At 67.9% G+C, this 24,404-nt stretch carries 29 protein-coding genes and 1 pseudogene; 21 read left to right on the plus strand and 9 right to left on the minus strand.

Features of this window, described 5'->3' with window-relative positions; genetic code table 11:
- Positions 1–81: 81 nt before the first annotated feature.
- On the minus strand, positions 82–1,554 hold the full coding sequence (locus ACFYYT_RS35385) for a hypothetical protein (RefSeq protein ID WP_351824234.1): 1,473 nt from the start codon (positions 1,552–1,554) through the stop codon (positions 82–84).
- Positions 1,555–1,695: 141 nt separating this feature from the next.
- Positions 1,696–2,103: a WhiB family transcriptional regulator gene (locus ACFYYT_RS35390; protein ID WP_351824237.1), complete on the minus strand. Its 408-nt coding sequence runs from the start codon at positions 2,101–2,103 to the stop codon at positions 1,696–1,698.
- 294 nt (positions 2,104–2,397) lie between these two features.
- Here ACFYYT_RS35390 and ACFYYT_RS35395 point away from each other — a divergent pair, with 294 nt between their 5' ends.
- The 5 genes from ACFYYT_RS35395 (at position 2,398) to ACFYYT_RS35415 (ending at position 6,831) form a co-directional block, all read left to right on the plus strand.
- Positions 2,398–3,831 (plus strand): helix-turn-helix transcriptional regulator, encoded by a 1,434-nt coding sequence (locus tag ACFYYT_RS35395; RefSeq protein WP_351824239.1) that lies wholly within the window; start codon positions 2,398–2,400, stop codon positions 3,829–3,831.
- Between the two features lie 64 nt (positions 3,832–3,895).
- The gene (locus tag ACFYYT_RS35400; protein ID WP_351824242.1) at positions 3,896–4,558 is read left to right on the plus strand and encodes a dihydrofolate reductase family protein; all 663 of its coding nucleotides are present in this window, start codon (positions 3,896–3,898) and stop codon (positions 4,556–4,558) included.
- On the plus strand, positions 4,555–5,025 hold the full coding sequence (locus tag ACFYYT_RS35405; protein WP_351824245.1) for a dCMP deaminase: 471 nt from the start codon (positions 4,555–4,557) through the stop codon (positions 5,023–5,025). The genes ACFYYT_RS35400 and ACFYYT_RS35405 overlap by 4 nt, the downstream gene beginning before the upstream one ends.
- Before the next feature lie 193 nt (positions 5,026–5,218).
- Positions 5,219–6,256 carry an AAA family ATPase gene (locus ACFYYT_RS35410; protein ID WP_351824247.1) on the plus strand — a complete coding sequence of 346 codons (1,038 nt, stop codon included), beginning with the start codon at positions 5,219–5,221 and terminating at the stop codon, positions 6,254–6,256.
- Positions 6,253–6,831 carry a guanylate kinase gene (locus ACFYYT_RS35415; protein ID WP_351824250.1) on the plus strand — a complete coding sequence of 193 codons (579 nt, stop codon included), beginning with the start codon at positions 6,253–6,255 and terminating at the stop codon, positions 6,829–6,831. The genes ACFYYT_RS35410 and ACFYYT_RS35415 overlap by 4 nt, the downstream gene beginning before the upstream one ends.
- On the opposite strand, the gene ACFYYT_RS35420 is transcribed toward ACFYYT_RS35415, so the two are convergent.
- The gene (locus ACFYYT_RS35420; RefSeq protein ID WP_351824253.1) at positions 6,828–7,652 is read right to left on the minus strand and encodes a DUF1932 domain-containing protein; all 825 of its coding nucleotides are present in this window, start codon (positions 7,650–7,652) and stop codon (positions 6,828–6,830) included. The two genes, ACFYYT_RS35415 and ACFYYT_RS35420, sit on opposite strands and share 4 nt — an antisense overlap.
- Positions 7,649–8,296 (minus strand): HAD family hydrolase, encoded by a 648-nt coding sequence (locus ACFYYT_RS35425; RefSeq protein ID WP_351824256.1) that lies wholly within the window; start codon positions 8,294–8,296, stop codon positions 7,649–7,651. The genes ACFYYT_RS35420 and ACFYYT_RS35425 overlap by 4 nt, the downstream gene beginning before the upstream one ends.
- Positions 8,297–8,426: 130 nt before the next feature.
- On the opposite strand from ACFYYT_RS35425, the gene ACFYYT_RS35430 reads away from it, so the two are divergent.
- Together ACFYYT_RS35430 and ACFYYT_RS35435 are read left to right on the plus strand one after the other, a co-directional pair.
- Positions 8,427–9,866: a ParB/RepB/Spo0J family partition protein gene (locus ACFYYT_RS35430; protein ID WP_351824259.1), complete on the plus strand. Its 1,440-nt coding sequence runs from the start codon at positions 8,427–8,429 to the stop codon at positions 9,864–9,866.
- Positions 9,867–9,898: 32 nt separating this feature from the next.
- A complete protein-coding gene (locus ACFYYT_RS35435) occupies positions 9,899–10,810 on the plus strand; it encodes an AAA family ATPase (RefSeq protein ID WP_351824262.1) in 912 nt (303 codons plus the stop codon).
- A gap of 69 nt (positions 10,811–10,879) precedes the next feature.
- Here ACFYYT_RS35435 and ACFYYT_RS35440 read toward each other — a convergent pair whose 3' ends face one another.
- Both ACFYYT_RS35440 and ACFYYT_RS35445 read right to left on the minus strand, forming a co-directional pair.
- Positions 10,880–11,509, minus strand: coding sequence for a GIY-YIG nuclease family protein (locus ACFYYT_RS35440; protein WP_351824265.1), 630 nt, complete (start codon positions 11,507–11,509; stop codon positions 10,880–10,882).
- Positions 11,506–11,778: a helix-turn-helix transcriptional regulator gene (locus ACFYYT_RS35445; RefSeq protein WP_351824268.1), complete on the minus strand. Its 273-nt coding sequence runs from the start codon at positions 11,776–11,778 to the stop codon at positions 11,506–11,508. The genes ACFYYT_RS35440 and ACFYYT_RS35445 overlap by 4 nt, the downstream gene beginning before the upstream one ends.
- Positions 11,779–12,159: 381 nt before the next feature.
- On the opposite strand from ACFYYT_RS35445, the gene ACFYYT_RS35450 reads away from it, so the two are divergent.
- From ACFYYT_RS35450 to ACFYYT_RS35485, 8 genes and pseudogenes are all read left to right on the plus strand, one after another.
- Positions 12,160–12,357, plus strand: a complete 198-nt coding sequence (locus ACFYYT_RS35450) for a hypothetical protein (protein WP_351824271.1) — start codon at positions 12,160–12,162, stop codon at positions 12,355–12,357.
- Between the two features lie 30 nt (positions 12,358–12,387).
- Entirely contained in the window at positions 12,388–12,645 is a 258-nt protein-coding gene (locus ACFYYT_RS35455; protein ID WP_351824273.1) for a hypothetical protein, read from the plus strand.
- Between the two features lie 154 nt (positions 12,646–12,799).
- The gene (locus ACFYYT_RS35460; protein ID WP_351824276.1) at positions 12,800–13,078 is read left to right on the plus strand and encodes a hypothetical protein; all 279 of its coding nucleotides are present in this window, start codon (positions 12,800–12,802) and stop codon (positions 13,076–13,078) included.
- Positions 13,079–13,136: 58 nt separating this feature from the next.
- Positions 13,137–13,328: a hypothetical protein gene (locus ACFYYT_RS35465; protein WP_351824279.1), complete on the plus strand. Its 192-nt coding sequence runs from the start codon at positions 13,137–13,139 to the stop codon at positions 13,326–13,328.
- 17 nt (positions 13,329–13,345) lie between these two features.
- Positions 13,346–13,750: pseudogene (locus tag ACFYYT_RS35470) on the plus strand (hypothetical protein); the annotation flags it as partial.
- 218 nt (positions 13,751–13,968) lie between these two features.
- Entirely contained in the window at positions 13,969–14,424 is a 456-nt protein-coding gene (locus ACFYYT_RS35475) for a hypothetical protein (protein WP_351824282.1), read from the plus strand.
- A gap of 238 nt (positions 14,425–14,662) precedes the next feature.
- On the plus strand, positions 14,663–14,869 hold the full coding sequence (locus tag ACFYYT_RS35480) for a hypothetical protein (RefSeq protein WP_351824285.1): 207 nt from the start codon (positions 14,663–14,665) through the stop codon (positions 14,867–14,869).
- Positions 14,841–15,458: a hypothetical protein gene (locus tag ACFYYT_RS35485; RefSeq protein ID WP_351824287.1), complete on the plus strand. Its 618-nt coding sequence runs from the start codon at positions 14,841–14,843 to the stop codon at positions 15,456–15,458. The genes ACFYYT_RS35480 and ACFYYT_RS35485 overlap by 29 nt, the downstream gene beginning before the upstream one ends.
- Positions 15,459–15,534: 76 nt before the next feature.
- On the opposite strand, the gene ACFYYT_RS35490 is transcribed toward ACFYYT_RS35485, so the two are convergent.
- Entirely contained in the window at positions 15,535–15,750 is a 216-nt protein-coding gene (locus ACFYYT_RS35490) for a hypothetical protein (protein ID WP_351824290.1), read from the minus strand.
- A gap of 331 nt (positions 15,751–16,081) precedes the next feature.
- Here ACFYYT_RS35490 and ACFYYT_RS35495 point away from each other — a divergent pair, with 331 nt between their 5' ends.
- Entirely contained in the window at positions 16,082–17,167 is a 1,086-nt protein-coding gene (locus ACFYYT_RS35495; RefSeq protein WP_351824293.1) for a hypothetical protein, read from the plus strand.
- A gap of 121 nt (positions 17,168–17,288) precedes the next feature.
- Positions 17,289–17,489 carry a hypothetical protein gene (locus ACFYYT_RS35500; RefSeq protein WP_351824296.1) on the plus strand — a complete coding sequence of 67 codons (201 nt, stop codon included), beginning with the start codon at positions 17,289–17,291 and terminating at the stop codon, positions 17,487–17,489.
- Between the two features lie 193 nt (positions 17,490–17,682).
- On the opposite strand, the gene ACFYYT_RS35505 is transcribed toward ACFYYT_RS35500, so the two are convergent.
- On the minus strand, positions 17,683–17,892 hold the full coding sequence (locus ACFYYT_RS35505) for a hypothetical protein (protein ID WP_351824299.1): 210 nt from the start codon (positions 17,890–17,892) through the stop codon (positions 17,683–17,685).
- A 1,264-nt stretch (positions 17,893–19,156) separates the two neighbouring features.
- Here ACFYYT_RS35505 and ACFYYT_RS35510 point away from each other — a divergent pair.
- The 4 genes from ACFYYT_RS35510 to ACFYYT_RS35525 all read left to right on the plus strand — a co-directional run bounded on the left by ACFYYT_RS35510 (position 19,157) and on the right by ACFYYT_RS35525 (position 23,099).
- Positions 19,157–20,086 (plus strand): hypothetical protein, encoded by a 930-nt coding sequence (locus ACFYYT_RS35510; protein WP_351824302.1) that lies wholly within the window; start codon positions 19,157–19,159, stop codon positions 20,084–20,086.
- Positions 20,087–20,497: 411 nt separating this feature from the next.
- Positions 20,498–21,214, plus strand: a complete 717-nt coding sequence (locus tag ACFYYT_RS35515; RefSeq protein WP_351824305.1) for a DUF4231 domain-containing protein — start codon at positions 20,498–20,500, stop codon at positions 21,212–21,214.
- 156 nt (positions 21,215–21,370) lie between these two features.
- Complete coding sequence (locus ACFYYT_RS35520) at positions 21,371–22,351, plus strand: hypothetical protein (RefSeq protein WP_351824308.1); 981 nt, start codon at positions 21,371–21,373, stop codon at positions 22,349–22,351.
- Positions 22,352–22,739: 388 nt separating this feature from the next.
- The gene (locus tag ACFYYT_RS35525) at positions 22,740–23,099 is read left to right on the plus strand and encodes a DUF6233 domain-containing protein (RefSeq protein ID WP_351824355.1); all 360 of its coding nucleotides are present in this window, start codon (positions 22,740–22,742) and stop codon (positions 23,097–23,099) included.
- A 116-nt stretch (positions 23,100–23,215) separates the two neighbouring features.
- Here the strand turns inward: ACFYYT_RS35525 and ACFYYT_RS35530 are convergent, their stop codons facing one another.
- The gene (locus ACFYYT_RS35530; RefSeq protein ID WP_351824312.1) at positions 23,216–24,160 is read right to left on the minus strand and encodes a sigma-70 family RNA polymerase sigma factor; all 945 of its coding nucleotides are present in this window, start codon (positions 24,158–24,160) and stop codon (positions 23,216–23,218) included.
- Between the last annotated feature and the right edge of the window lie 244 nt (positions 24,161–24,404).

Below are 24,404 nucleotides of genomic sequence, written 5' to 3' on the forward strand. Positions count from 1 at the left end.
TGCTGTACGGCCGAGACCATCACGGAGACCGGACACGCGGTCGAGCCCGCCTGCCGAACCCGCTGCATCCCGGCTGCCACGTCAGTCCCCGGAGGTAGGGCGGAGCTGACGGATGTTGCTCCGCCTCTCCTCCACCTGCTTCTTCGCAACCCGGTACGCCTGCCCGTCGTTCACGCCCTCCCGGCCGTGCAGGGCCAGCCACCGAACGAGCTGCCCGGCCACTGTCGAACCCGTCACCGAGATCGCGTAGCGGATCGCGTCGCTGTTCTTCGACAGCTCCGGCTCCTGCAACTTCGCAGTGTGCGCAGCCCGCTCCATCTCCTCGCGGCTCAGGACCGGCTCCCGCTCCTGCACCTGCTCCTCCGGCGACTCCTGCGCCCACACCGTGGCGTTCAGGACCGCGTCGCCGTCGCTCGCCTCCGGGCTCGGCGCATCGCCGGGACCCTTCGGGTCGTCATCGTCGTCCGGACCGTCCTCGCTCTTGCCTGCCTCCTCGAGCAGCTGCTCCAGCGCCTCGTCCACGCCGTCCTTCGACGCGGGGAGGGGGTTGCCCGCCTCCAGCTGGAGAGCCGCGGCCGAGCCGTGCTGGGCGAGGTACGTACGGAACACCTCGAACATCCGCTCCTCGCTGCTGGTCAGCTCCGCAGCCGGAGCGGCCAGCGCGGCCGTGACCTCGGGAACCTCGACCCACGGGGACGGGTGCACCAGCTCCACCAGAGCCGGGGCGTGCGAGGAAACCGCCAGGTCCGCCAGGAGGAGCCTCTTGCGCTCCGGGTTCCCTGCGACATCGGCACGACGCAGCGTCGCGCGCAGCTTGCTCCGCAGCCGTCGACCACGCCATCCGTTGAGCTGCTTGTCGCTCAGGCTGCGGTACTTGTCCGCCAGTTCAGCGGCCCGGCTGCGCGCCCGCTCCTGGATGAGCTCCTCGGCGTCCTTGTCGTGCTCAGCGATGCCCAGCCGGGCCAGGAGCTGCTGCTGGAACCGGCGCAGGATCCGGGCGGCGACGCCGTTGTTCTCGGCGTTCTCCTCACCGGAGTGCCGCAGCTCGATGCCCATCGCCAGGTGCCACAGGAGCGCGGCGCCCATCGGGCCGAGGACGATTCGCCAGGCCGCGCCGGCCGCCGAGTCGGACTCCGAGATCGCCGGTACCGCCAGGAAGGCGGACAGGACCCAGACCAACGTGCCCGGCAGGCCCGTACGCCGCATCTCCGCGTTGTGCAGGTTCTGCCTCGCCATCAGCGCCAGGCCGAACAGCATCACCTCGCCGACGAGGAAGAGAGCAGCCCGCTCGCCTGCGTGGGTGATGTGCAGGTGCTCCCCAGCGAACCGCCAGGCCGTGTTGGCGCCGACGCCGGTCGCCCCGAGGGCGCCGATCGTGGCGACGATCTGGGCGACCGTCATCCGGCCCTGCGTGTAGCGGCGGGTCTTGAACGCCTTGATCCCGGCCTTCGCCGCGACAGCCAGCAGCGCGAGCAGCGCCAAGCCGACCACCACGGCTCCGATCGCCACGGGCCAGGGGTTCGCCTCGGCGAAATCCCCGATCCATCCGGTCATTTCGTTCTCCTCCAGGTCAGGACGCACTTCACTAGGGCCGCTTCATTTTCGCTAAGTGAAGCGCTTAGACCTCACGCTACATGCACACACATAGATGACGCAACATCCCACGCTACATTTTGAGGCGCTGAGGCTAAGTCCTCACGCTGCGCGAGGCTCGCTGACAGCCTTGACGCGGGAGGGGAGTTGGAGCAGCACCGCGTTTCCCTGCTGGTGCAGGGCCGCTTCCACCTCGCGCTGCTGCACGGGAAGCAGACCGCCGTGGATGCTGTCGTCCGTGTCTCCAGTGAGTACGGCCAGCGAGAGGCAGCGGTCGCGGACCGGGCAGCCCTGGCAGAACTCGCGCTCCTCCTCGGTCCGGACCAAGTCCCGGGCGATGGTGCGACTGGAACTAGCGGTGCCGAGGTACCAGCGCCCGGCGTCGTACCGCCGGCACTCCCCCAGCTCCTCGATGGTGGACTCGATGTCGGGCAGTGCTACCGAGTCGCGGACTGCGGCTACGCGAAGTGCGAGGTCGGCGACGGTGTCGAGCTTCATCGTGGCGTTCATCTGCGTCCCCTCCGAGCTGGCGTTTTCGATGTGCCAACTCAAGCGCGGAAGCCGGACAGCAGGTATCACGCTGCCTATCGGGGCTGTTTCAACCCGGTCTTCACGCGCCGGGAACTGCTCGTTGAAATCACGTGTAGAGACCGCGTGCTGGCGCTGCATCAGCCCTCCTCCCGTGCTCAGCCCTTACCGGCTGTCACCGGTGGTGGATAGGCTGAGCGCTGCCTGTGATCCGTTTGTATCCGCAGTGCAAGCCCGGATGGCAGGTGCGGCATGTGGCCGCTGGGTGCTGGCCACGTGGGCCACATCGGGGAGGACGACGTGGGGCAGCGGCCGAACGAACTGACACCGCACGCGAGCCCACAGCACTACCTGGGCGCGGAAATGCGGTCGTGGCGGAACGAGCGCCGACTGTCCCTGGCCAAGTTGAAGGCGCGGATCAGGTATGACTACAGCTACATGGCGCGCGCCGAGCGCGGGGAACAGGCCCCCTCGGCGTCGTTAGTCCGCGCGTACGACGACGCCCTGGAGGCCCGCGGCACCCTGGTCCGCCTCCACGAAGCAATCCAGAGCGGCGTGGGACTGGATGTCCTGTCTCGTGGCCATGTGGCCAAAGCGGGGGCCCATGTGGCCAACAGCCCGACCGGTCTGGCCGAGGAAGCCAGCACACAGGCACCGTCGGAGGAGGAGGGGATCTCCATCCCTTGCCGTACCTCTGACGGAAGGATCATCTTCGTGTCCGTACATCGAAGGGTATTTCTGGGCGGCCTGGGCGCTGCTGCTGCCACGAGCCTCGTGGGCGCTCCGCTGGCTCAAGCGGCCCCGCGGGCACCGATGGTGGACCGCAACCCGGTTGAGCACCTCCAGGCGATCCGCCGGGTGCTGATCGACTCCGACAACCTCTTCGGTCCCCACCAGCTCATCCCGAAGGTTCAGGAGCAGATCCACACCATCACCTCGCTCCGGGAGGGCCAGCGCGGGACAGACCGTCGCCAGCTCCTCCAGGTCCAGACCCAGTTCGCCGAGCTGTGCGGCTGGTTTCACCAGGACGCGGGAGATCACCGCGCTGCGCAGTACTGGATGGACCGTGCACTCCAGTGGTCCCACGGGGCCGGAGATCCGGACCTCACCGTCTACATCCTGGCGAGGAAGAGCCAGCTGGCCGGCGACATGCTGGACCCGGTCGAAGCGGTCGACGTGGCGGAAGCAGCGCAAGGCGTGGCCCGCCCGGGGAGTCGGCTGGCGGCCGTCGCGGCGACGTATGCCGCGCACGGGTATGCGCTCCAGGGAGAGGCAGCCGAGTCGTCGCGGGCGTACGACCGTGCACGCGAGCTCCTCCACGCTGTGGATCCCGATCCCTCGTCCAACTGGGGTGTGTGGCTGGACGACGCCTACATCAGCGTCCAGCAGGCTCGCAGCCAGTCGGCGCTCGGTGACCATCGCGCGGCCGCCGAGGGGTTCCGTACGGCGATTTCCGCGCTGCCTCCGGGGTATCACCGCGACCGCGGGGTGTACCTCTCCCGCGAGGCGCTGGCGCTGGCCGGCACCAGGGACGCCGAGCAGGCCGCCACCGTCGGGCTGGAGGCTCTGGCGATCGGGAGCGAGACGGGATCCGCCCGGATCATGGCGGAGCTGGCTCATCTCGACAGCGCACTGCAGGGGTGGCACGCGGTCCCGTCGGTCCGCGAGTTCCGGGACTCGCTCGACGCCTGTGTCGTCCACGAAGCGTGACCCGTACCCTCTGCCCCATTACCGCTCTTACCAGGGAGAACCGTTGCCCCGCCCCTATGTCCTCTTGAGCGTCGCCACCTCGGTCGACGGCCATATCGACGACACCAGCGCTGACCGGCTCCTGCTGTCCAACTCCGCGGACTTCGACCGCGTCGACGAAGTACGGGCCCAGTCCGACGCCATCCTGATCGGCGCGGGAACGATGCGCGCCGACAATCCCAGGCTGCTGGTCAACAGTGAGGAGCGCCGCGCGGCCCGAGTCGCGGCAGGCAAGTCCGCGTACCCGCTCAAGGTCACGATCAGCGCCTCGGGTGATCTCGACTCGAACTTGAAGTTCTGGCACCACGGAGAAGCGAAGGTCGCCTACACCACCGACGCGGGGGCGGAGAAGCTCCGCGAACGGCTCGCTGGTCTGGCGGATGTGGTCTCTCTCGGCGAGGACGTCGACTTCGGTCGGCTCCTGGACGATCTGGGCGAACGAGGCGTTCAGCAGCTCATGGTCGAGGGTGGGGGTTCCATCCACACTGCCTTCCTGTCCGCCGGGCTGGTCGACGAGATTCACCTCGCCATCGCTCCGCTCGTCGTCGGCCAGGGCGACGCGCCCTCGTTCCTCAACCCGGCGTCGTACCCGGGCGGCTCCACCCGGCGGATGACGCTCGCCGAAGTCCGGGCTGTCGGCGACGTGGCGCTGCTGCGTTACCTACCCAAGCAGGAGAGCGGCCAGTGACCGAGCGCGCCTGGACAGACGCCGACTACGAGTGGATGAAGACGGCGATCGAGCTGTCCCACTCCTGCCCGCCCGCCGAGGGCGCTTTCAGCGTCGGTGCGATCGTCCTCAACGCGTCGGGGGAAGAGGTTGCCCGCGGGTACTCCCGCGAAGGCGGCGACCTGCATGTCCACGCAGAAGAGGCTGCACTCGCGAAGGTCAGCTCCGCCCAGCTTCGCGGAGGGACGATCTACACCTCACTGGAGCCATGCAGCCAGCGCCGTTCGCGGCCACTGTCGTGCACGCAGCACATCCTGCGCTCGGGGCTGTCGCGGGTGGTGGTCGCCTGGCGCGAGCCCTCGTACTTTGTCGACGACTGCCAGGGCGTCGAGATGCTGACTGCGGCCGGCATCACCGTCGTGGAGATTCCCGAGCTGGCCCAGGCCGCCCGCGCCGCGAACGGCCACCTTCCGGGGCTCAAGCCCTGACTGCTTCCTTCGAAGGCCCGGGTCAGTGACCCGGGCCTTCGGCTTGCTCGCCGATTCCCCGTCGATGTGACGGATTCGCGGACTATCGTTCAAGTCGAAGGGGTGCATCCGCGCAGCTCAGGGGCTTTTTCAACGATCGCTTCAACTCGCGGCTGATACCGGACTCTCGTGAGGCGGACCTAGCCTCCGGTTTATGGATACGAACGGCGGGGGTGACGTGGTGGCAAAAGATCATCCGGGATGGGTGCCGGGCACTCTGCGGAAGCATCGCGAGGCCCACGGCCTGACGCTGGAGGGGTCCGGAGAGGAGCTGCGGAAGATTGCGGAGATCGCCCGCCTTCCGATCCAGGCGAACTTCCAGACCGTCTTCAACCACGAGGCGGGCAAGGCGTACCCGAACCCGCACTACCAGCGGGCGTACTGCCTCCTGTACAACGCGGCGCCCTGGGAGCTCCAGTTCCGGAGCAAGCTGCCGCACGAGGAACAGTCCCAGGTTCCGAAGATCACGCCGCACACCGACTCCGTGACCGGCGCGCACGTCCAGGCCGTGGAGTCGGCGCTTCTGCAGATCGCTCCGGGTGGTGAGGTCGACCATCACGGGTTGCGGCACCGGATCCTGGATGCTTGGCGTCGGCGCCACACGGGCGGCGATCCGCACCGCCCTCATCTCGTGCTGGTCGGCGGCTACGCAGGAAGCGGGAAGAGCGAGCTCGCGGAGTTCATCTCGTACCTGACCGGCTGGCCGCGACTCGACAAGGACTCCTTGACCCGGCCACTGGTCGAGGCCCTCCTGGTTGCCCACGGCGGCGATCCTCACGACAGGCACACGCCGCTGTACTTGGAGAAGGCGCGGGATGCCGAGTACCAGTGCCTGATGGAGACCGCAGCCGACAACATCCGCGCCGGGATCAGCACCGTGCTCGATGCGCCGTTCCTGCGCGAGTTCTCCGACCCGGCCTGGATGCAACGGCTGATCAACAGGTGCAAGGCCCAGGGCGCCGAGGTCGCCGTGATCTGGGTGAAGTGCGATCACGAAAGCATGCGCGAGTACATCACGTTCCGCAGCGCAGCCCGCGACGCCTGGAAGCTGAGCAACTGGGACGACTACATCAAGGGCGTCGACGTGGACTTCGCTCCGAAGGTGGACCACTTCGTCGTCGACAACCGCCTCGGCTCCGCGGTGAGCCTCACGGACCAGGCCAAGCTCGCCATCGGACGGATGTACTCATGACCGCTCTGCCTCCCGCCGTGATCCTGTACGGGCCGCCAGCCGCCGGGAAGGACACCATCACGCGCGCGCTCGTCGAGCTCGACGCCGGCTTCGCTCAGTTCCAGCGGCTCAAGGTCGGCAGCGGCAAAACCGACGGCTACCGGATGGGTAGCACCGAGGACCTCGCGGCACTGGAGAAGGACGGCCAGGTCATCTACTCCAACAGCCGGTACGGCAACGTGTACGTCGTCGACCAGCCCGGCCTGGACGAGATGGTCTCGGCGGGGCAGACCCCGGTGCTGCACCTGGGGCAGATCGAAGGCGTCCAGGCTGTTATCGACGCCTACCCGGCTCGGTGGACGACCGTCCTTCTGTGGTGCACCCGTGAGGAGACTGCGGCCCGTTCTGCTGGGCGCGGTGACTCTGACACCGAGGCCCGGCTCGCGGCCTGGCAGGCCACCCAGGACGACCTTGATGCCCACCCTCAGCAGATCTGGGACCTGGCGGTGCAGACCGGCGACCATCCTCCCGCCGATGCCGCCGTGCTGATCAGCGAGCGCGTGCGCGGTGCGTTTCCCGCGGGAAACGGCTCCTAGCCCGGCAGCTGGCGCAGCTGCTCCAGCGCCTTCGCGATGTCCATGCGGCCGTCGTCCTTCGCCTGCTCCCAGCGGGCCAGGGCGGCGGCCGCGGCGCGCAGCATCTCGTCCGGGAGGCCGGCGTCGCGCAGCATGTCGGCGGCTTCGATGAGTTCGGGACCCCAGCGCCAGGCTCTGGCGGCGGTCTTGGGGATGTAGTCGACCTCGGTGAGGTAGGACCCCGGCCGCTTTCCGGCGATCGTGAGGAGTTCGTCGTCGACTCCGTGGTCGGCTGCGAGGCCGTAGGAGACGGCGGCCAGCACGCGGGATGCCTTCTGGTAGCTGGAGTAGGAGAGCTTGAGCGCGGAGGCTTGTCCGAGCCGGCCTCCGAGGATGTGGGTGCGGACGTCGGTTGCGGTGAAGAGGCTGGCGACGGCGTCCGTGCTGATGGGTCCGGAGAGGTAGAGCGTCGGGTGTTTCCCACCGGTGGGCGGGGAACCGACGATCCCGCCGTCGACCACGGTTGACGCGGGGAGGAGGGTGGCGCAGCGCGCGGTCCGCTGCGGCGAAATGGCGTTGGCCTCCACCCAGATGCCGTCGTAGCCGGAGGCACTGTGGGCGAGGTCCTCTGCGGCGGCCGGTGGGCAGATGCTGAGCACCACCTCGGCATCGGACAAGAACGTCTTCAGGTCGGTGGCCGTGAGCCCGTGGGCCTCCGCGCGTTCCCTCGTCTTCTTGGAACGGCCTTCCGGGCACCACAAGACCTGGTGGCCGGCGCGGACGAGCTGGCCACCCACGGCTGCGCCCATTGCCCCGGGGTGGAGGAGTCCGATCGTGGTCACTGGTTGCCTTCTGTCAGCAGGATCTCGATGGCGGCGGTGACGTTGTCGACGCTGTGGTCCGCGGCCGGCAGGTCTTCCGGCCATGCGCGGCCCCGGAGCCAGATGGTGCGCAGCCCGGCCTGGTGGGCGCCGTTGATGTCGCCTTGCGGGTTGTCTCCGACCATCCAAGCCGTCGCTTCTCGGTCGGTTCCGCAAAGTGCGAGGGCGGTGTGGAAGGCCGTCGGGTCGGGCTTGCGGGCGCCGATCTCCTCCGAGATCGCGATGGCATCGACGACGTCGGCCAGTCCGGCCGCCGTGAGTTTGGCCCGCTGGATGTCGCCCGCTCCGTTGGTGAGGATCCCGACTTTCCATCCGGTGGCGCGCAGCTGCTCGATGCCCTCGATGGCGTTGGGCCGGACCTTCACGGCGGCGGCGATGCCCTGGACGTAGTCGGTCCAGAGCTGAGCCGCCGACTCGGTGAGGCCGAGCTCGTCCCAAAGACGGGCGAAGGTCGCGGGGTAGGCGCGTTCTCCAAGCGCTCCGGCGAGTTGGGCCTCCGTGGCAGGGTCGAAGCCGTGGTCGGCGGCGAAGGTGCGCGCCCAGTTGGCGACGGCTTCCTGGCGGTCGATGAGGGTGTTGTCCAGGTCGAACAGGGCAATGGTCACGGCGCCGACCCTAGCCGGGGCCTTCGGCGAAGACGCGGGGAGGAGGCGCCGCTTCGTACGGGGTCGTCCACTGGCTGGGACGTGGCCGCTAGGGTTCCACCATCAGACGTTGCACCACTCGGAGGACTCCATGACCACGCCGGCGCGCAGGCCCCTGAAGAAGCGGGGCAGCGGAAAGCTCAGCACCGAGCGTGAGAAGGCCGCGGCGGAGTCCACCGAGAAGAAGAGCATCGCGACCGGGATTCACGCGCTGGACCCGGAGGAGGGGGAGCTCTTCGAGTGCGATCCGCTCTCCATCTCCCCCAACCCCATGAACCGGCGCATGGCGCTCGGGGACATGGACGAGATGGTCGCCAGCGTCGCGCGGCAGGGTGTCCACACACCGGGCGCGGTGATGCACATGGATCTGTTCCTGGACATGTACCCGCAGTGGGCCGACCTCGTCGCGCACCCGGAGCGCCGGTACATCCTGGGCCCCGGGCACCGGCGGCACGCCGCAGCGCAGCAGGCCGGCAAGCCGATGCTGGTGATCCTGAGGAACAAGTGGGCCAGGTCCCGCTCGGTCGAAGAGAACCTGATCTCCGAGAACGAGGACCGCGTCGGGCTCTCCCCCGTCGAACAGGCCCTCCAGCTCGATCTGCTGCGCCAGCGCGGGCTCACCACCGAGCAGATCGCCGAGCGGTCGAAGTACGGCAGCAAGGGCACCGTGTCCCGGTACCTGAACCTGCTGGATCTGCCCGCCGAGATCCAGACCGTGGTGCACGAGGGCGACCTGTCCCACAAGGCCGCCTACGTCCTGTCGACCATCCAGGACGGCGAGGCCGCCAACGATTCCCCGGCCGCGCACGAGCTGCAGATCCAAGCCTTCGGCTGGATGCGCAACGAGGGTCTGAGCGCCGAGGCGGCGAAGAACAGGCTCAAACAGCAGGCAGCGTTTCCCGCGGGAAACACGACGGCCTCCGTCGCCGTACCCGACACCGGCTCCGGCTCGACGGACGGCGAGTCCCCTCGAAGCCGCGACTCCACAGCCCCCGAGCAGCAGGACGAGGAGCCGGCCCGGAAGCTGCAGAAGGCTGCTGCGGACGAGAAGGCACCGATCCCCAAGCAGGCCCAGGGCGACGCCGCTCCCCCGAACAAAACCGAGGTGAGTGAGGCCGCCGCTGCGGCGAAGGTGCGCGCGGTCGCCTGCCAGATCTTGCTGACCGAGGAGCGCTACGCCTCCGCCGAGGACATGTACACCCGCCTCGTCGACGCCGTGCTCAACCCCGACGAGTGGCGGCCGGCCGCCGCGCTGGCCCACTCCTGGCTCCGTGAGCTCGGCAAGGGGCCGGACTTCGGGCGGCCCAGCAAGTACGTCACGGAGGTCGCCGCCTCGAAGGACACCAAGCTCAAGCGTCGTGTCGCCTACGCCATCGGTCTCGCCGCCGACGAGCTCCGCGCCGCCCAGCCCAACCGCGCCTGGGACGACCGGGACCGTGCGCACCTTCAGCTGCTGATGACCAGCAAGGCCGCCTACCAGCCGACCGAGTGGGAGCAGAGCCAGCTCGGCCTCGTCTCCCCCGAGCACTGACCGCTCCCGCCCCGCTCGTTTCCGGAGATTCCATGACCAGCACATCCGTAGCCATCGCGACCCGCGTCCTCGACAGGACCAGGGTTATCGTCTTCGCGCTCAAGGCCGGCGGCACCGCCAAGACCAGCTCGTGCACCAGCCTCGCCGCGATCCTCGGCGCCCGCGGCTACCGCACCCTGGTGATCGACCTGGACCCGCAGTGCAACACCAGCCACGTCCTCGGCTACAGCGCCTTCGGCGACGGCCAGGTCGGGATCACCGACGTCATGAAGGCCGATGCCAGCCTCAGCGAGGCCGTCGTACCGGCCCGCTACCAGGTCGACGACATCGACCCCGAGAACCCCGACGCCGCCTACGAGCCGATGCCCAACGTGTTCGTCATCCCGGGCAACATCGACGACGCGGACATCGACGAGGCCGAGCGGATCCTCAACGACTCCCGCTCCGCTGACGCCTACTGGCTCCGCGAGGGCTTGGCGGAGATGGACGGCCAATGGGACGTCGTCCTCATCGACTGTCCCGCCACCTACGGCCGCTCCACAGTCACCGCCTTCATCGCCCTCGACAAGAGCGTCGACGGCGAAGTCCTGCCGCCGGTCCTGTGCACCTACAAGGAAGCCGGCGCGCTCGTCCGCCTGGAGAAGAAGCTCAAAGAGATCCGCGAGCTGAGGAAGTACGCCATCAAGGGCATCGCACCCGAGATGAAGCGGGTCCTCGCCTGCTGCGCACCCAACTCGTCCTTCGGTCTGGCTGAGCACCGCCAGACCCTCCAGGAGATCCAGGACGAGTACAGCGACATCCTCCTGCCCCTCGTCCACTGGTCCGGCGAGATGCCCAAGATCTACCGCCAGGACTGCCCCGTACCGATCCTGGCCCCGAACAGCATGCCCACCCAGGAGTACAAGAAGGTCGCCACCGCCCTCGGCTTCCCAGATCGGAACTGACCGTTTCCCGCGGGAAACGAAGCAGGAGGGGGACCAGGTTGTACCTGGTCCCCCTCCTGCTTGCCACTCTCAGCTACCGCTGGCCAAACGCCGTTCCACGACTCTGGCCATGGTCTCCAGGGCTTTGGCGTACGCCAGCCGGTCCCAGCCCAGAGGCTCCTTATGTCCGAGCTCCCACCACGAGAACCTGAGCGTAGTTACGCCGAAGACAGATGAGATCTTCTCCTGCGCCAGTCCGAAGGCCCTTCGAGTCTCGATCCGCTCATCTCTTGCCGGAAGTTCGACGTGCGGCGGATCAAGGCTCCCGCTACCCCGCTCTTCGTCTTTCACGGTTCGAACCGCCTGCTCCAGTACCTGAAGATCCGCCTGCGAGGGCACTGGCAGCTTTGTCGTTCCACGTGTCGGAAGGACAAATCCCTGGCGACTCGCCACGACCTCGGGCCGCAGAAGGTACTGCCAGCCACCGTCGGCGTTGTGCAGTGGCCGCTTCGTAGCGATCTCTTGCGCTTCCATGGTCAACGCCTCAGTCCTACTGAGGCACCACTCAATCTCGCGTATCTGCACCAATGGCCACCAGGTCTTCTTCCGCTTATGGAAGCTCCAGCGCTTCGCTGGGTTACTGGTCACGCCGACGTACAGCAGCCGGCCCTTCTCGTCGAAGAGCCGGTATAACGCCACACGATCACTGCCGCCACTCACGCCTTGGGCTCCTCCCCCTCACCGATCTCCTTCTTCATGTGCGCGAAGAGGCTCATGTACTTGGCCCGCGCGTCGCCGGTCGGGTCGTACGTTCCCCGCTCCCACGCGCTGACGGTGATCCTGTGCACCCCCACGGAGTCGGCCACGTCCGCCTGCGTAATGCCGAACGCCTTCCGAACCCTCTTGCGCTCTTCGGGGCTCGGCAGATCCTCAATGTCGGCTTTCGGCTTCTTACGCCGCGCCTCAGCGATGGCGATTACCTCCTCCATGGTCCTCTCCTCCGTCTCAGGCTTCTTACCTTCACGAGACATGACGCTACACCGACCCCTTCACATCACACAACATCTGCGCTACATTTCTACGCGTAGTCAGTTGCTACATACTCGCAGTGATCGCACTACCAGCATCGCATCAGTGACTTATCTCAGATAGCTAAGAGGAGCACTAAATGCCCACACGACCGACAGAGGTACCTGACCAGCAGGGAACCCAGACGACGCGGGGAGAGGGTTCTTCTGCGCCGACGTGGGAGTACGGCGCGCCGGACCTGGGTCTGGGCCCGGTGCCGCGCGTGTCGCCGTCTGTCGGCTCCGACGATGCGGTGCGCGACGAGGCGAGCGAGTGATGGCCGCTCGTGTGTTCCGGCTCCGGTGCGCAAGCTCGTGGACCGTGCCTCGCTGGTCGTGGCGCTGCTGACGGGGCTGGTGGCTCTGTGGGTGGTCGGGCAGCCGGTGGTGCCGGTGATCACGTTTCTGTCGGGGGCGGTCCTGGCGTACGGCTCCTTCCAGTACGGGATGGCCCAGGCCCTGGGCAGGAAGCGTTCCCGTCGGCGTCCTGTCCGGCGCTGACAGTCCAAATCCGAGTAGAGGGAGATCGTCGTGCTGAACCGCATCCGGGATCTGATCACCGAGGTGAAGGACAACAGCCAGATGAGCAGGGACATGGACCAGGCCATCGCGTCCGGGGATCGGGAGGCGATGTCGACGTTCCGGACCGGGACGTTTGCCGCGGCTCTGACCACGGAGGGCCGGGAGGCCCGGGGTCGGGAGGTTGAGGAGTACGCGCGGAAGGTCGTCGAGGCGGACGGTGACGGGAGCCGCTTCCACCGGACGTTCCCCCGCCGGGACCGCGGCTGACGGCTGGCGTCTGACGGTTGCCTGATCCGCTCGCACCGGCCTCGTTCGCGGGGCCGGGTCGGGCGGTGAGGGGGAGCTGTCAGGCACCGGCCTGCCGGGTCTGCTGCGGAGTTTCTGATCTGACCGTCTCGTACTGATCCCTGGGGGGATTGCCATGATCGAGCGTTCGACCCTCGTCTTCATCACCCTGATCGCCACCTTGGCGGGGGCCTGGGCGGCGTGGACGGCCGCGAAGGACGGACACGACCCGGTGACGGTCGGCTCGGTCGTGTACGGCGTGGTGGCCGGCGGCCTGGCGAAGCTCTTCCGCGGCGGGGCGACGGTCACGGTCGTTCGCTCGCTGCTCCTGATCGTCGGCGGAGTCCTGGGGTTCGTGGCCTCGCTGCTCCTGGGGCGTGCCGCCGGGATCTACCTGACTCCGTCTACCGCGTAAGCGCTGGTGGGCGATGCGTGAGGCCGGGGCAGTCCCGGCCTCGGGGAGGAGACATGGCATGGCGTTCCGGGCGAACGACGAGGTACTGATCACGGCCTGCGCGGATGACCCGCGGGCGGTCGGGAGGGTCGGCCGGATCGTCGATGAGGTGGCGCCGGGCGAGCTCACGAACGGCCGGTGGACGGTGGGCGGGATATCGCTGTTCATCGCTCCCGTTCTGTGCCACGCGCACGAGTTGCAGAAGGTCTGAGCCCGAAGGGGGCCTTGATGTTGAAGAAGCTGATCTCGTTCCTGAGGCCGGGTCCGGCGGCCGTTGAGTCGCTGGCCGCCGGTGCCGGGGGCAGCCGTCCCCGGGTGGTGTGTCTGTGCGGCTCGACCCGGTTCTGGGCGGAGCTCGCCGAGGCGAACCTTCGCGAGACCGTCGCGGGTCGGATCGTGCTGGCCCCGGCGTGCGACATGAAGAGGCCGCACCTGCTGTGGGCGGACGAGCGGGACGCCGAGGAGGTCAAGGTGCGGCTGGATGAGCTGCACCGGGCGAAGGTTCGGATGGCGGACGAGGTGCTGGTGGTGAACCCGGGCGGGTACGTCGGCGACTCGACGCGGTCGGAGATCGCGTACGCGCTGAGCCTGGGTATCCCGGTCCGCTACACCCACCCCGCCGAGCCGACGGCCGGCACGGCGGTGGTCGTGGCGGCGGAGTCCCGGTCGACGGAGCCGCGGGCGCTTGCCTCGTACGAGCTCGCGGACTGGGAGTGCCCGCACTGCGAGCAGACGGCGGTGGAGGGCACCCACGCGTGGGACGACCGCGGGCCGCACCAGCGGCTGAGCGTCCACGTCCTGCGGTGCCCGGCCGGGCACCGCTGGTCCAACCACAACGACGGAGGCTGACGATGAAGACGACTCTGGCCACCAGCACCTCTCAGGCCGACCAGGCCGCACAGCAGCTGCTCCAGCGGGATGTCTGGTACGGGCTCAGTGGCGTGCTCGTCACCGGTGAGGCCGTGGCGCGGCACCTGACTGCCGCGGCGGGCCTGATGGAGCGCAAGGGCTGGGACCCGCAGCTCTACGCCCCGTTCTCCGGGCACCACCTGCGCGACGCCCTGATGAGCGCCCGGGACGACGGCATGGGCGACGCGGACACCCAGTTCGTCGGGCGGACCGTGCTGGAGACGGTGCTCCGGCTCAGCACCGGCTCCTCGTACGTCGACTACGAGGTCTGGAGCGAGCACCCCGTGCGCACCTTCGACGAGGTCCTCGCCGCCTGCCGGACAGCGGCGGCCCTCGCCCTCGAACACGGCCCCGGCCCGCAGGTCGCCGGCTCGGAGCTCGACGCGGGGGAGAGGTGATCGCCGTGGCCCTCGGCCAGGAGTGGGACGACCCCGCGGCGTGGCGGGCGATCGCCCGCGAGACGCTCCAGGCGTTCGACGCCATCTTCTCGCCGGGCCTGTACGGCTGGAGCCTCGAGGAGGGCGGCTTCGTCGCGGTGAAGCACCTGGAGCGGGGGCGGGAGCTGTTACAGCCGATCCTCGACCGGTACGTCGCCGGGCGCGGGTGCCGTGGGGCCGGGCCTGGCGGAGGTGGGGCGTGGGCCGGGGCCCGTACGTGGCCGCGTTCGACGAGGCGATCGCGCACGCCAGGGCGCGGGTGGCGGGCGAGGCGGAGCGGGACTGGCCGATGCTGTGGATCCGTGACGGTCGGCTGCGGTTGCTTCAGCGGTACACCGGCGACCGCCGGGTGCTCGACACGATCGGGGAGAAGAGGCATGAGCAGCGGCGAGCGTGTGGTGTTTGAGCCGGCCTGGGAGGACAACCCGACGTGGGGCGGCAGCGAACTGTTCGAGGACTTGGCCGTGGCGCAGCGGTTCGCGGCCGAGGCGTACGTCGACGAGCAGGACGAGGTGTTCGACAGGCACGAGGACGGGCCCGGCGAGCTCGTGTGGGTGGCGGCTGGCGGGAGCTGGGAGCTCACGGACGGCGGGAGGGTGACGCCTGTGTCGGTGGAGTCCCGGCCGGTGCGCACCGTGTCGTCGACGGGCGGGTCGATGGCGACGGCAGAGGTGCTGGAGCTGGCCCACGAGTTCCGGGTCCCGGTGCCTGACATCGGGCTCGGCGGGTACGGGGAGATCGTGGTGCAGCGCGATCGCGCCGGTACGGACCGGTGGGCGGTGACCGATGGAGCCGTGACCGGTCTGCGGACCTGGACCGAGTCGGCGGCGGGCGCGGACTGGCAGTACGTGAGCGACGTCGGACGTCAGGCCGCATTCCGGCACACCCTCAGTGAGGCGCTGCGCCTGGCCAAGACGGTCGCCGGGGTCGAGGCCGAGCGGTACCGGGCCAGGGTCACGCCGGAGGAGCCGGGCGGGCAGAGCCCGGCTCCGTGAACTGCCTGCTGCGTGGTGTGGCCAGCGGTCTGGGCCGTCGGCCACACCACGCGTCCGCCGGCGGCGGGTCAGGCGGCTACTGGATGACGTTCACGATGACCTTGACGCCTCCGGCCGTGATGAGGGCGACCCCGACGGGGACAGAGGCGGTGAGGCCGACGACGACGCCGGCCGTGATGCAGGCTGCGGTCAGGCCGAAGTCCGCCCACTCCAGGGCGCGGCTGGGCTTGGGGGTCGCCGGGAGCGAGGTGATGCTGTAGGCGGGGCCTGCGGTAGGTTCGAGCTTGGACACGAAACTGGTTTCCTGTTCTGTTCTGTCTGCAGGCCTTGGAGCTTCTGCTTTGGACGGCTCGTTGCTCCAGGCCTGCTGGACGTCCGCGAGCGGGAAGTCCCCGACCGCCTTGTCCTGCCGGGCTGTTCGCGCCCTGCAGAAGAAATCCTGCGCGACCCCTGATGCCTCGTCGGCTAGAATGGGCGACGGATTGATCCGCATGAGCGCCATCAACTTGTCAGCCCTAACTTGCTAGTTGAGATGATGCGGCACACATACGGATCAATCCGTAGCGGGGAATCCGTTAAAACTCGTGGATCGAATCAGACATGCGAGACAAACCGTGGTAACTGTGCAGATTCGACGAGATCTGAAGGTGGAGACACGGCTGGGAGCCCTGCGGGAGCTCCGCCGAGAGCTCCTCCCCACCGTCAACGAGACCGTCCAGGCGATCTGGAAGGGCGGTACGGTGCCGACCGGCGTACGCGTCCGGCGGGAGTTCTACCGCCTGCCGGTCAAGAAGGTCGTGGACGACGAGCGCAAGCCGCTCCCCAAGGCCGAGCGCCCCCTGGCCGCGCAGATGATCACGCCCAAGGGGCTCACCCTGCGCCTGCAGCTGATGCTGCTGTACGCCGCGCAGTGCGAAGTTGTTCCCGGCAACGCATGGTCGAGCCCCTACCCCGTGCAGCTGGAGGCCGGCGGCGACCATTCGCTGATGCGGCTGATGGCCTCCGTCGCCGACTACAAGGGCCCCGGGATCCAGGGCGCCTCCGCCATGGTCAACCGCCGCAGGCAGATCACCCAGGCTCTGCTGCAGCTTGAGCGGATGCACCTCATCCGGCCGACCCGTGGCCCCGGCCGTGCCCGGCAGGGCTACGAGCTCCTGTCGGAAACCGGCAAGAACACCGTGGCCGAGTCCGTCCCGTACACCGTGCCCACGGAGACAGAAGCCTTCATCGAGCTCCCGCCCGAGTTCTTCACCCAGGGCTGGATCCACGTCCTCACGACGAGCGAGATCGTCGCCCTGCTCATGTGGGTCGACACACTCACCTACCACGCCACCCTGGTCGAGTCGGAGCAGTTCCGCATCAGCCATGTTCCGAGCGACGTGCGTCTCGGGCACTACGGACTGGGGCGTGACGCGTACGAGACCCATCAGCCGTTGGACTCGTTCCAGCTGATCGACGTGATCCGGCCTGAGAAGCGCTACGTGGACGGAAAGTGGGAGGGGTTCGCGGAGGACAGCAGCGACATGTACTGCCACCGTGTCGCTCTCGTACCCGGCGGCTTCGCGCGTGACGCCGGAGAAGTCGTCCAGGACGTAGTGCAGCGCCGTGACGCCACCAACGTCTGGTCACGCCCTCCCAACGCTCCTGACCGCCGGTTTGACCGCATCCGGTTCGTTGATCCTCTGCTTCCGTCCCAGGAGGGCTCCTGAAACTCCGTACCAGCGTCGGGTAGCGGGTGACCAACGTCGGCGGGACGCGGGGAGGAAGTCCTCTCCGGTCGCGTAGTGGCGCGGTTGTTGAGGTCAGGGCCTGCTGGGCAGCATCTGTGTCATGACGAGCTACGTGCCCTCGCCTGACGAGGTATCTGCCGCGCAGACCGCGAACGGTGGCTGGAGCAAGAGGCAGCTTGCCGAGTGGGGAGTGCCGTGGCCTCCGCCGTCCGGTTGGCGTAAGCACCTGGAGGCGAAGTGGAACGGTGAGGACGTCGCCCCGTTACCGCGCGAGGAACCTGAACAGGACACGCTGTTCTGATGATCATCGCTGGCACGCGTTCGCCGAGGTCCATCTCTTCAGGGGTGGGCCTCTGGCCAGGCCGTCGCGGGTGGAGTAGGGCCGGGAGGTGACATTCGGGGGCAGGGGGCACGGCCCGTGATGGGGTTGCGTTCTGGCATGGAGGCCCCGGGCACGATGTCCGGGGCCTCCTGTGGGTTCGATCCGGGCTGCTCTACCGGCGGATCTGCACCGTGACGTGGACACCGCCGGCGCTGAGGGCAGCAGCTGCGACGGCCCCGACGGCCGTTGCGGCCTCGCCCTGGCCCAAGGCTGCGAGCACCACCACGGCGATGACGGCGATGAGCCCGGTAACGGCGGTCAGCCAGCCCAGCAGATGGGCTTTGGGTGGTAAGGGCGTTGGGGTACGGTCAAGTGACGCCAAGGGTCTGCTCTCCTCGCAATGGGACGGTTGCCCGCTGTATGGCGAGAGGGAGATTCCGCGAGGCCAGCCCTAGGAAGCATGGGCCTCATCGGAGTCTCCCTTCGCCGTGTGCCGGGCGTCTGACTCGTCCACAAGGCTAGTCACCTATCCCGACTTGGACACGTGTGCCCTCCCTCAACACGCTTTGGTGGCGCAGGTTTTCATGCTGTTACGCCTAGCTTCCCGGCGCCTGAAAAACCGGCTCCGGTGGGCCTTTGAATCTGCTGGTCAACACGGTTTCAGCGCACGAAGCGCGCGTCTGTAAGCGATCGCTCCACCGTGGCGGACCTATGGCGCAAGTCACATGCAAGCCTTGCGGTCGAGCAGCTCGGAGATGTTGTCGATCTCGTCGTCCACGAGCATCAACTTCCTTCTCGCGTCGCTGCCCGTAGCCCTAGCCGAGCTGGAGGATCGGGATCAGGACCGTGGCCGCGTCACATCGGTCGCACGCCTCGGCTCCGGGCGGAGCATCGCGTCCAGTGCCTCGTCGATCCCGAGCTCGGCTTCACAGCTGGCGGCGAACTCGACACCGTCGCGACATGGAAGCCATGGCCCATGAACAGCCTTGCCGCCTCAGCCATCGAACTCCTCGATGGCCTGGTGGAGGTATCTGAAGCCTCATGGGGTTCCTCCCGGTGACGGCTGTCGAACACCGTTGCCGTCATGGACTACGACAGCTGGGACCACAAGAATCCACGCCGCCGGACGCTCGTCTGGTCTCGCGAAGAAGGCGGTCACTGCCAAGTACAGGCAGTCCTTGACGGACAGCACCAAGATCAGAGCGACGCCGTGGCTTTTGGTGGAACGACTCTGTACAGGCGCCGGTCCCTGATCAGGGCGCGGAAGAGCAAGTCGCAGCCGAGTAAGGACGGAGCAGGAAGCTGACCCCTCAGGGGCAGACATCACACTTGGCCTGAGTGGCTTCAGGTGTCGCTGATGTAGGCATCAACGCGTTCCGTGGGGTTGGCAGTGCAGGGCTGGCCTTGATCGTCCGTGCAGAGCTGGCCTGCCGGAGCGAGACAGCGAGGGCACGGGATTCTGCGGACTAACGCCATCGCCAGCACAGCCCAAGGACACTCTCGCCCTGCACCAGCCGGACCGGTGTTGTGCGTAGCGAGGTGTCGGGGCCGTTTTCGCTGAGCGCGGGTGGCTTATCGATGTGCTGTGGGACGCCGTGAGCGCTACCGTTCGGCGGACGGGCGCGATACAGGACGGGGGGCCGCGCATGCCCAACCTCAGCACATTCATAACCCAGGACTTCGGATCGGTGGCGTCGGCTGTGGTGGCCCTGCTCGCCATCCCAGGGGTGATCATCGCGGGGCACATCCAAGGCAGTAAGGCTCTCAGGGGTGCCCAGGCACAAGCGGAGAAGGCACTGGAGGCCGCGCAGGCTCAGGCAGCCGCGACCTTGGAGACCGGGAGGCTTCAGTCGCAAGCAGCCCTCGCCAGCGCCAGGGAGCTGTCCCGGGAGACACACGCCCAGTGGCAACGGGGGCGATGTCAGGAGGTTTGGGCAGAGTTCGTCAAGGAGCTCGACATCCTGTTGCCGAAGACGGAAGCCGACGACCAGGAAGCTCTCACTGAGAGCTTGCTGAAGGCGTACGCCATGGTAGAGCTGATGAGCCCGCCCGGTGTCTTGGCCAGGGCATACGAGTCCAAAAATGAAGCGCTGGTCTTCGCGAGGGCACTGAACGTGGAGCACCGGGCGCTCAGCGACTGCGTGAGACTGGCTCACGCGCGCGAGCGGTTGGGGGAGGCAGTCGCGGCGGCATCAGGGATTTCAGAAGAAGGGGGACGCTTGGCGGAGGTGGTTCAAGTCGGTCCTGATGATTGGGACGCCGTGGGGCCGCAGAGCCAATGGGAGTACGAGGAGATGAGCTCGCGGTTCGAAGAAGGCCGCAAAGCCCGGGCTGCTCTTGACGCTCTAGACGAAGCCGGACAGGCGCCGGGAGACCAGGAGGTGCAGGGTCGGGCCCGCCAGGTTCTTGCGGCAGCTGGTGTGAATGGATCCGAAGCCTCGTTTCTGGTTCGCACAGCGTGTCTGGACAGAGAGGCACAGAGGCAGGCGCTGGCCGGTGGGCGGACGGCCTTGAGGGGCCTCCGAGATGTCTTTGTGGACGCAGCACGCATGGAGTTGGACATGCTCGGCAGGTGACCAGGTGTAGCAGTCCGTCTGCTGCCTGGTGACGTACTCGAGTGGCGGGTGGCCGACAAGAGCGTTGCCTGTTCCCTGAGGCCCACCTTGCGAGATGAGCCATCTTCGCTGGTGTACCCATCTTGTGATGGACGTGTCACAGGCAAGCCGAACGCTCTTGGGCTGTCTGTGGGCTGGGCAATACTCGGCTCCCCGATACGTGAGGGTACGTCTGTGGAATCAGGAGCAGAGTTGGTAGACAACGCACAGGGCGTCCGTTTGGCCAGGGCTAGGGAAGACATCAGGAAGTTGCAGGTGAGTGTCCGGGACATTGAACGTGATCTCGCCTGGAAGCGGAGGCGCGCGCGACGGTCTGGCCTAGCGATGGGCCTGGTCGCCTTGACCATCCCGGCCCTCGTAGCGTGGTCTGCGATGCAAACCGACAACCACAAGTTCCTAGTCGCCGGCAACGCTGTCCTCGGATCGGTGCTCGCGGTTTCGGGGCTGACGTTACTGGTGACGTTCATCGACCATTTGGTGAAGGCACACAACTTCGTGGACGCCGGCCCCGTGATTGTCCCGAGCCGGTACAGCTGCCGCAAAGCGGAGTTGCAGGAGACCCTGGAGGCAAACCGGGAGGCCCTTCGGCTGCTCAGTGCGTTGAGGCAGACCCCGTTGAGGGAGCGCAGAGGGTTGTACCGCGAGGACGTGGCCGAAGTCGTCGCGCAGTACCAGCGTGAGGGCCGTAAGTACCGGCGGGTTCACAACGCGCTTCAGTCGCTGGTGATGGTCGGCTCGACCGCGATGACGACGCTCGCAGCGCTGGAAGCGAAGGAGTGGAACTGGCAGACCATCCTGGTCATCACTCTGGGGTTCTGCGTCACGCTGGCGAGCGCCTTCACCGGGTACTACAAGTACCGGGAGCGCAGCTACTTCCTGCAGCAGACGGCGGATGCCATCGAGGAGGAGGCCAACGCGGTCGCGTTGGGTGTGGGGGAGTACGGCGGGTTCGGGGAGGACGAGCAGGACCAGGCGCTGGCGAAGTTCACGCAGCGGGTGGAAACGTTGCGTAATGAGCAGCGGCGGCGTCAGCAGCAGCTTGACCAGCCGGCCGAGCAGGTGTCTCCGCAGGGTTCTACGGCTGTGTGACGGGAATCGGGATCGGGTTCTTGGTTTGAGGCCCGTCCCACCGCCACGCCTCGCGAGGTGATGCAGCTCACAGTTCGGATTGGGAGGTTCTTGGTCGGTCGGGCCTGTTCCCGCGCCTTAGTGGTGACAGTCCTGTCCGTCACGAAGGAACCACACATGATCACGCTGCCGTCCGCCGGGGCCTGCCTCGGCTGCATCCCCGAGCCGGAGCGTCCGGAACAGTACGTCCGGGGCTTCGTCCAGCCTTGGCGTGCACGGGTGCCTGAACTGCGCGAAGACTCTCCCAAGCCCGTGAGGATCTGGGCCGAGTGGGTGGTCACCGGCGTGGCGACGCTGGCCGCTAGAGGTAAGGCTGACTCGGTCGTTGTGCTCCGCGGGAGGCGCCGCCTGCGTGAAGCGCCCCATACCGTGCCCGCAGAGCTCGCCCAGACCGTCAGGGAACTGGAACAGGAGCTAGCCAGGGTTCTCACGGCACTACGGGTCCGTATCGGCGCAGCGCTGCTGGCCCTGGCCAAGGCCGCCCGTTTGAATCCGCCCCAGGCCGTGCGCGAGGCGTTGTGGGCGGCTCTGAACGCACGGAGCGCTGCCGTCCACGGTGATGTCGAGACTGTCGACGCCTTCGCCCTTACGTGGCTGGGCATCAGCGAGCCGGCGCAGTGGCGCGAGGCGGTCGAGGCCGCACTCACCGGCTCCTGGATCTCCCGCCTGGGCCGCCCCCAGAGAACCGACGACGAGGCTCTGCTCAAGCTCTTGAAAAGGCAGACCACCAAGGCACACAGCGACCTGCTTCCGTTGTGGGAACGAAGGGTGCGAGGCAGGCGAACGCTGCTGCTCAGCGCCCTGCTCGGCCGGGCCACCTCGGAGGATTGGCTCGCGGATGCCAACACTGGCGAATCGCATGTCCTGCTGCAGGAGGTGGAGGACAGCCGCCTGGTGACTGTGCTGCAGTCTTTGACCCATGAGCACCAGAACGTGGTGCTGGCTTGGTCAGACCCCGGCGTGACCACCTGGAGCGAGGCCGCCGAGCGGGCCGAGGCCGCCGACCCGAAGCGCGCGGGTGAACAGGTCCGCCGACGTGTCCGGTACCTGGTCGACCAGCAGCGTCGGCTCGGCGCACAGATGGGCGTCGCCCGATGAACGGGCCGATCACCTGGGCTCTCGCGCTGATTTGCCTCGTGGTTGTTCTTGTAGTGCGTGAGGCCTACCGCGATGAGCGGCTTGGTGCCGCCCTCCTGGTCGGAGTCGGCGTGGCCACCTTGCTGCTGCTCCTCGTCCGTGTTGACGGCAGTAACACCATCTCCAATCCGACGGCCCCGGCGCATGCTCCGGCCGTGTCGACGAACTCGGGAGCAGCTACCCAAGGGCCTTGAGCTCTCGCGCGCCGCCGTCGTGCTGGTCACTTCGGCTGGGAGTTGACGTCTGCTGGCCCGGTGGCCGCTCGCTGGTGACGCGGGGAGGGGGTGCCTGGCGTCGCTTCATGCCGTGGTGACCGCGGCGTCGAGGACGTGGAGGAGATGTTCTCCCCATTCCGCGTTCGGCTCCGACCCTCTCCTGCCCCTGCCTCCAGACCTGGACCAGCTCCTGCTCATACGCTGCTGGCTGGAGCTGGTCCTCGCCCGCGTCGACGAGAGGATCACCGCGGTCGGCACCGTCGAGGCGGAGAAGGCCCGGCGCCGGCCGCCGCAGGAGCCGCCTCAGTGGTGGATCGAGTACGGCATCGGAGCCCGCCGCACCCCCGAGCGCCCACACCGGCCTGTGCCCCATGACCAGCCGGGGCAGACCCTCCACCGCCCAGAGCGTCCGCGAGCTGCTCCTCACGGCTCCGGACGTGCTGGCGTGCCCGCTGTGCCGGCCCGACAGCGAGCTGGGTCTCCTGGACCGCTGACGAGGGCGGGACTGCCGCGTCGGGGTGCTAGCTGGTGGGTGCCGCACCCCTCGGGGGAGCACCCACCGGTGTTCATTTGCGGGCGGCAGGATGAGGAGGAGCTGCGGTTCTGGGTGTCAGACCTTGCCATGGTGGCGGCCCTTGCCGGTCGAACGCTCGTAGCGGTCGTAGCGGTCGGTCGACCCTGTCTTGCCGTTGGTGCGGGCCCGGCGGTGGGCTCGGTAGCGGTCGCGGAGGTAGGGGATGGCGCGCTGGAGGGCGAGGCTGATCAGCATGGGGTAGGGGGCGGGGTGGGTGAGTGCATCAGTGACGCGGTCTGTGAGGGCGTCCAGGGGAATCTGCTGGAAGATCTCGTACAGGCCCGCGAGGCCGGCTCCCGGAAGGGCGATGAAGGCACCCTTGGCGGCTGCCCGTTGCAGACGGGTGAGTCCGCTACCCGCCTGGGTCTTGACTGTTGATGCCGGCCGGGCCAGCCGCTGGCCGGCTTCTGCCGCCGGAATCTGGAAGGCCAGGTGGGTCAGGAGGGCCTCCTGCTGGGGGCGGGGAATCCGGGAGAGCGCCGAGTACAGCACGATCTTGTCGACGACCGCCTGGGCGGGATCCGGGGTATCGCTCCGGCCGAGGTCCTCCGGGACGGCAGAAGACGTGTGCCTGACCGTGATGGTGAAACCGTCCTCGGTCACGAGCCGGTAGGCCTCGCACATCTTGTAGATCTTGCGGCGGGCGGTGGTCCAGATCGCACGCTCGGGCCGGTCCCAGTCCCGGAAGCGCCGAAGAGCGACGATCATCGTCTCCTGAGCGATGTCTTCGGCGGCCTGCCGGAAGTCCTCATGCCTGGGCAGAAGCCCCTCCAGCCTGTCCAGACAGAACCTGCGCACCCGTGGCTGGTAGAGCAGGAAGAAGCGGTCCCAGTCGTCGTAGTGGCGCAGGCACCGGTCGCACCACCGGGACGGGTCGAGATACTCCGCCACGGCGCCGCCGACAGGGCCCTGAGAGTCCAGCAGGTCGACAAGGGCGGCACACCCCAGGCAGGGGGTGGCCAGCGGGATCAGGTCGGTCATCTCGGTTCTCCTCACGACCGCCGCAGGTGGGTCGGTCGCTGCACATGAGGCAAGCAGACCCGGCTTTGGACGGGGCCGGAGAGGAAAACTTCAAAAAATCTTGGTTGGCGGCCCTCAGTGCTGGGGCTGAGGGCCAGGCCCTCGGGGGTGAAGTGGGGGCCGGAGGTGGCGTTCGAGGGCAGAGAGGTAGCTCCAGCGCAGCCCGGGGTGGGCGGAAGGGGCGTAGTGGTGAAGGTCGCCGTAG

This window comes from Streptomyces sp. NPDC002032 (assembly GCF_042890765.1).
Taxonomy (GTDB): domain Bacteria; phylum Actinomycetota; class Actinomycetes; order Streptomycetales; family Streptomycetaceae; genus Streptomyces.

Bases quoted from the DNA above. Each gene is read 5' to 3' on its own strand.
- ACFYYT_RS35385 (WP_351824234.1), bottom strand. From the start codon at position 1,554: ATGACCGGATGGATCGGGGATTTCGCCGAGGCGAACCCCTGGCCCGTG.
- ACFYYT_RS35390 (WP_351824237.1), bottom strand. From the start codon at position 2,103: ATGAACGCCACGATGAAGCTCGACACCGTCGCCGACCTCGCACTTCGC.
- ACFYYT_RS35410 (WP_351824247.1), top strand. From the start codon at position 5,219: ATGGATACGAACGGCGGGGGTGACGTGGTGGCAAAAGATCATCCGGGA.
- ACFYYT_RS35415 (WP_351824250.1), top strand. From the start codon at position 6,253: ATGACCGCTCTGCCTCCCGCCGTGATCCTGTACGGGCCGCCAGCCGCC.
- ACFYYT_RS35430 (WP_351824259.1), top strand. From the start codon at position 8,427: ATGACCACGCCGGCGCGCAGGCCCCTGAAGAAGCGGGGCAGCGGAAAG.
- ACFYYT_RS35435 (WP_351824262.1), top strand. From the start codon at position 9,899: ATGACCAGCACATCCGTAGCCATCGCGACCCGCGTCCTCGACAGGACC.
- ACFYYT_RS35445 (WP_351824268.1), bottom strand. From the start codon at position 11,778: ATGGAGGAGGTAATCGCCATCGCTGAGGCGCGGCGTAAGAAGCCGAAA.
- ACFYYT_RS35460 (WP_351824276.1), top strand. From the start codon at position 12,800: ATGATCGAGCGTTCGACCCTCGTCTTCATCACCCTGATCGCCACCTTG.
- ACFYYT_RS35465 (WP_351824279.1), top strand. From the start codon at position 13,137: ATGGCGTTCCGGGCGAACGACGAGGTACTGATCACGGCCTGCGCGGAT.
- ACFYYT_RS35475 (WP_351824282.1), top strand. From the start codon at position 13,969: ATGAAGACGACTCTGGCCACCAGCACCTCTCAGGCCGACCAGGCCGCA.
- ACFYYT_RS35485 (WP_351824287.1), top strand. From the start codon at position 14,841: ATGAGCAGCGGCGAGCGTGTGGTGTTTGAGCCGGCCTGGGAGGACAAC.
- ACFYYT_RS35500 (WP_351824296.1), top strand. From the start codon at position 17,289: ATGACGAGCTACGTGCCCTCGCCTGACGAGGTATCTGCCGCGCAGACC.
- ACFYYT_RS35510 (WP_351824302.1), top strand. From the start codon at position 19,157: ATGCCCAACCTCAGCACATTCATAACCCAGGACTTCGGATCGGTGGCG.
- ACFYYT_RS35515 (WP_351824305.1), top strand. From the start codon at position 20,498: ATGCAAACCGACAACCACAAGTTCCTAGTCGCCGGCAACGCTGTCCTC.
- ACFYYT_RS35520 (WP_351824308.1), top strand. From the start codon at position 21,371: ATGATCACGCTGCCGTCCGCCGGGGCCTGCCTCGGCTGCATCCCCGAG.
- ACFYYT_RS35530 (WP_351824312.1), bottom strand. From the start codon at position 24,160: ATGACCGACCTGATCCCGCTGGCCACCCCCTGCCTGGGGTGTGCCGCC.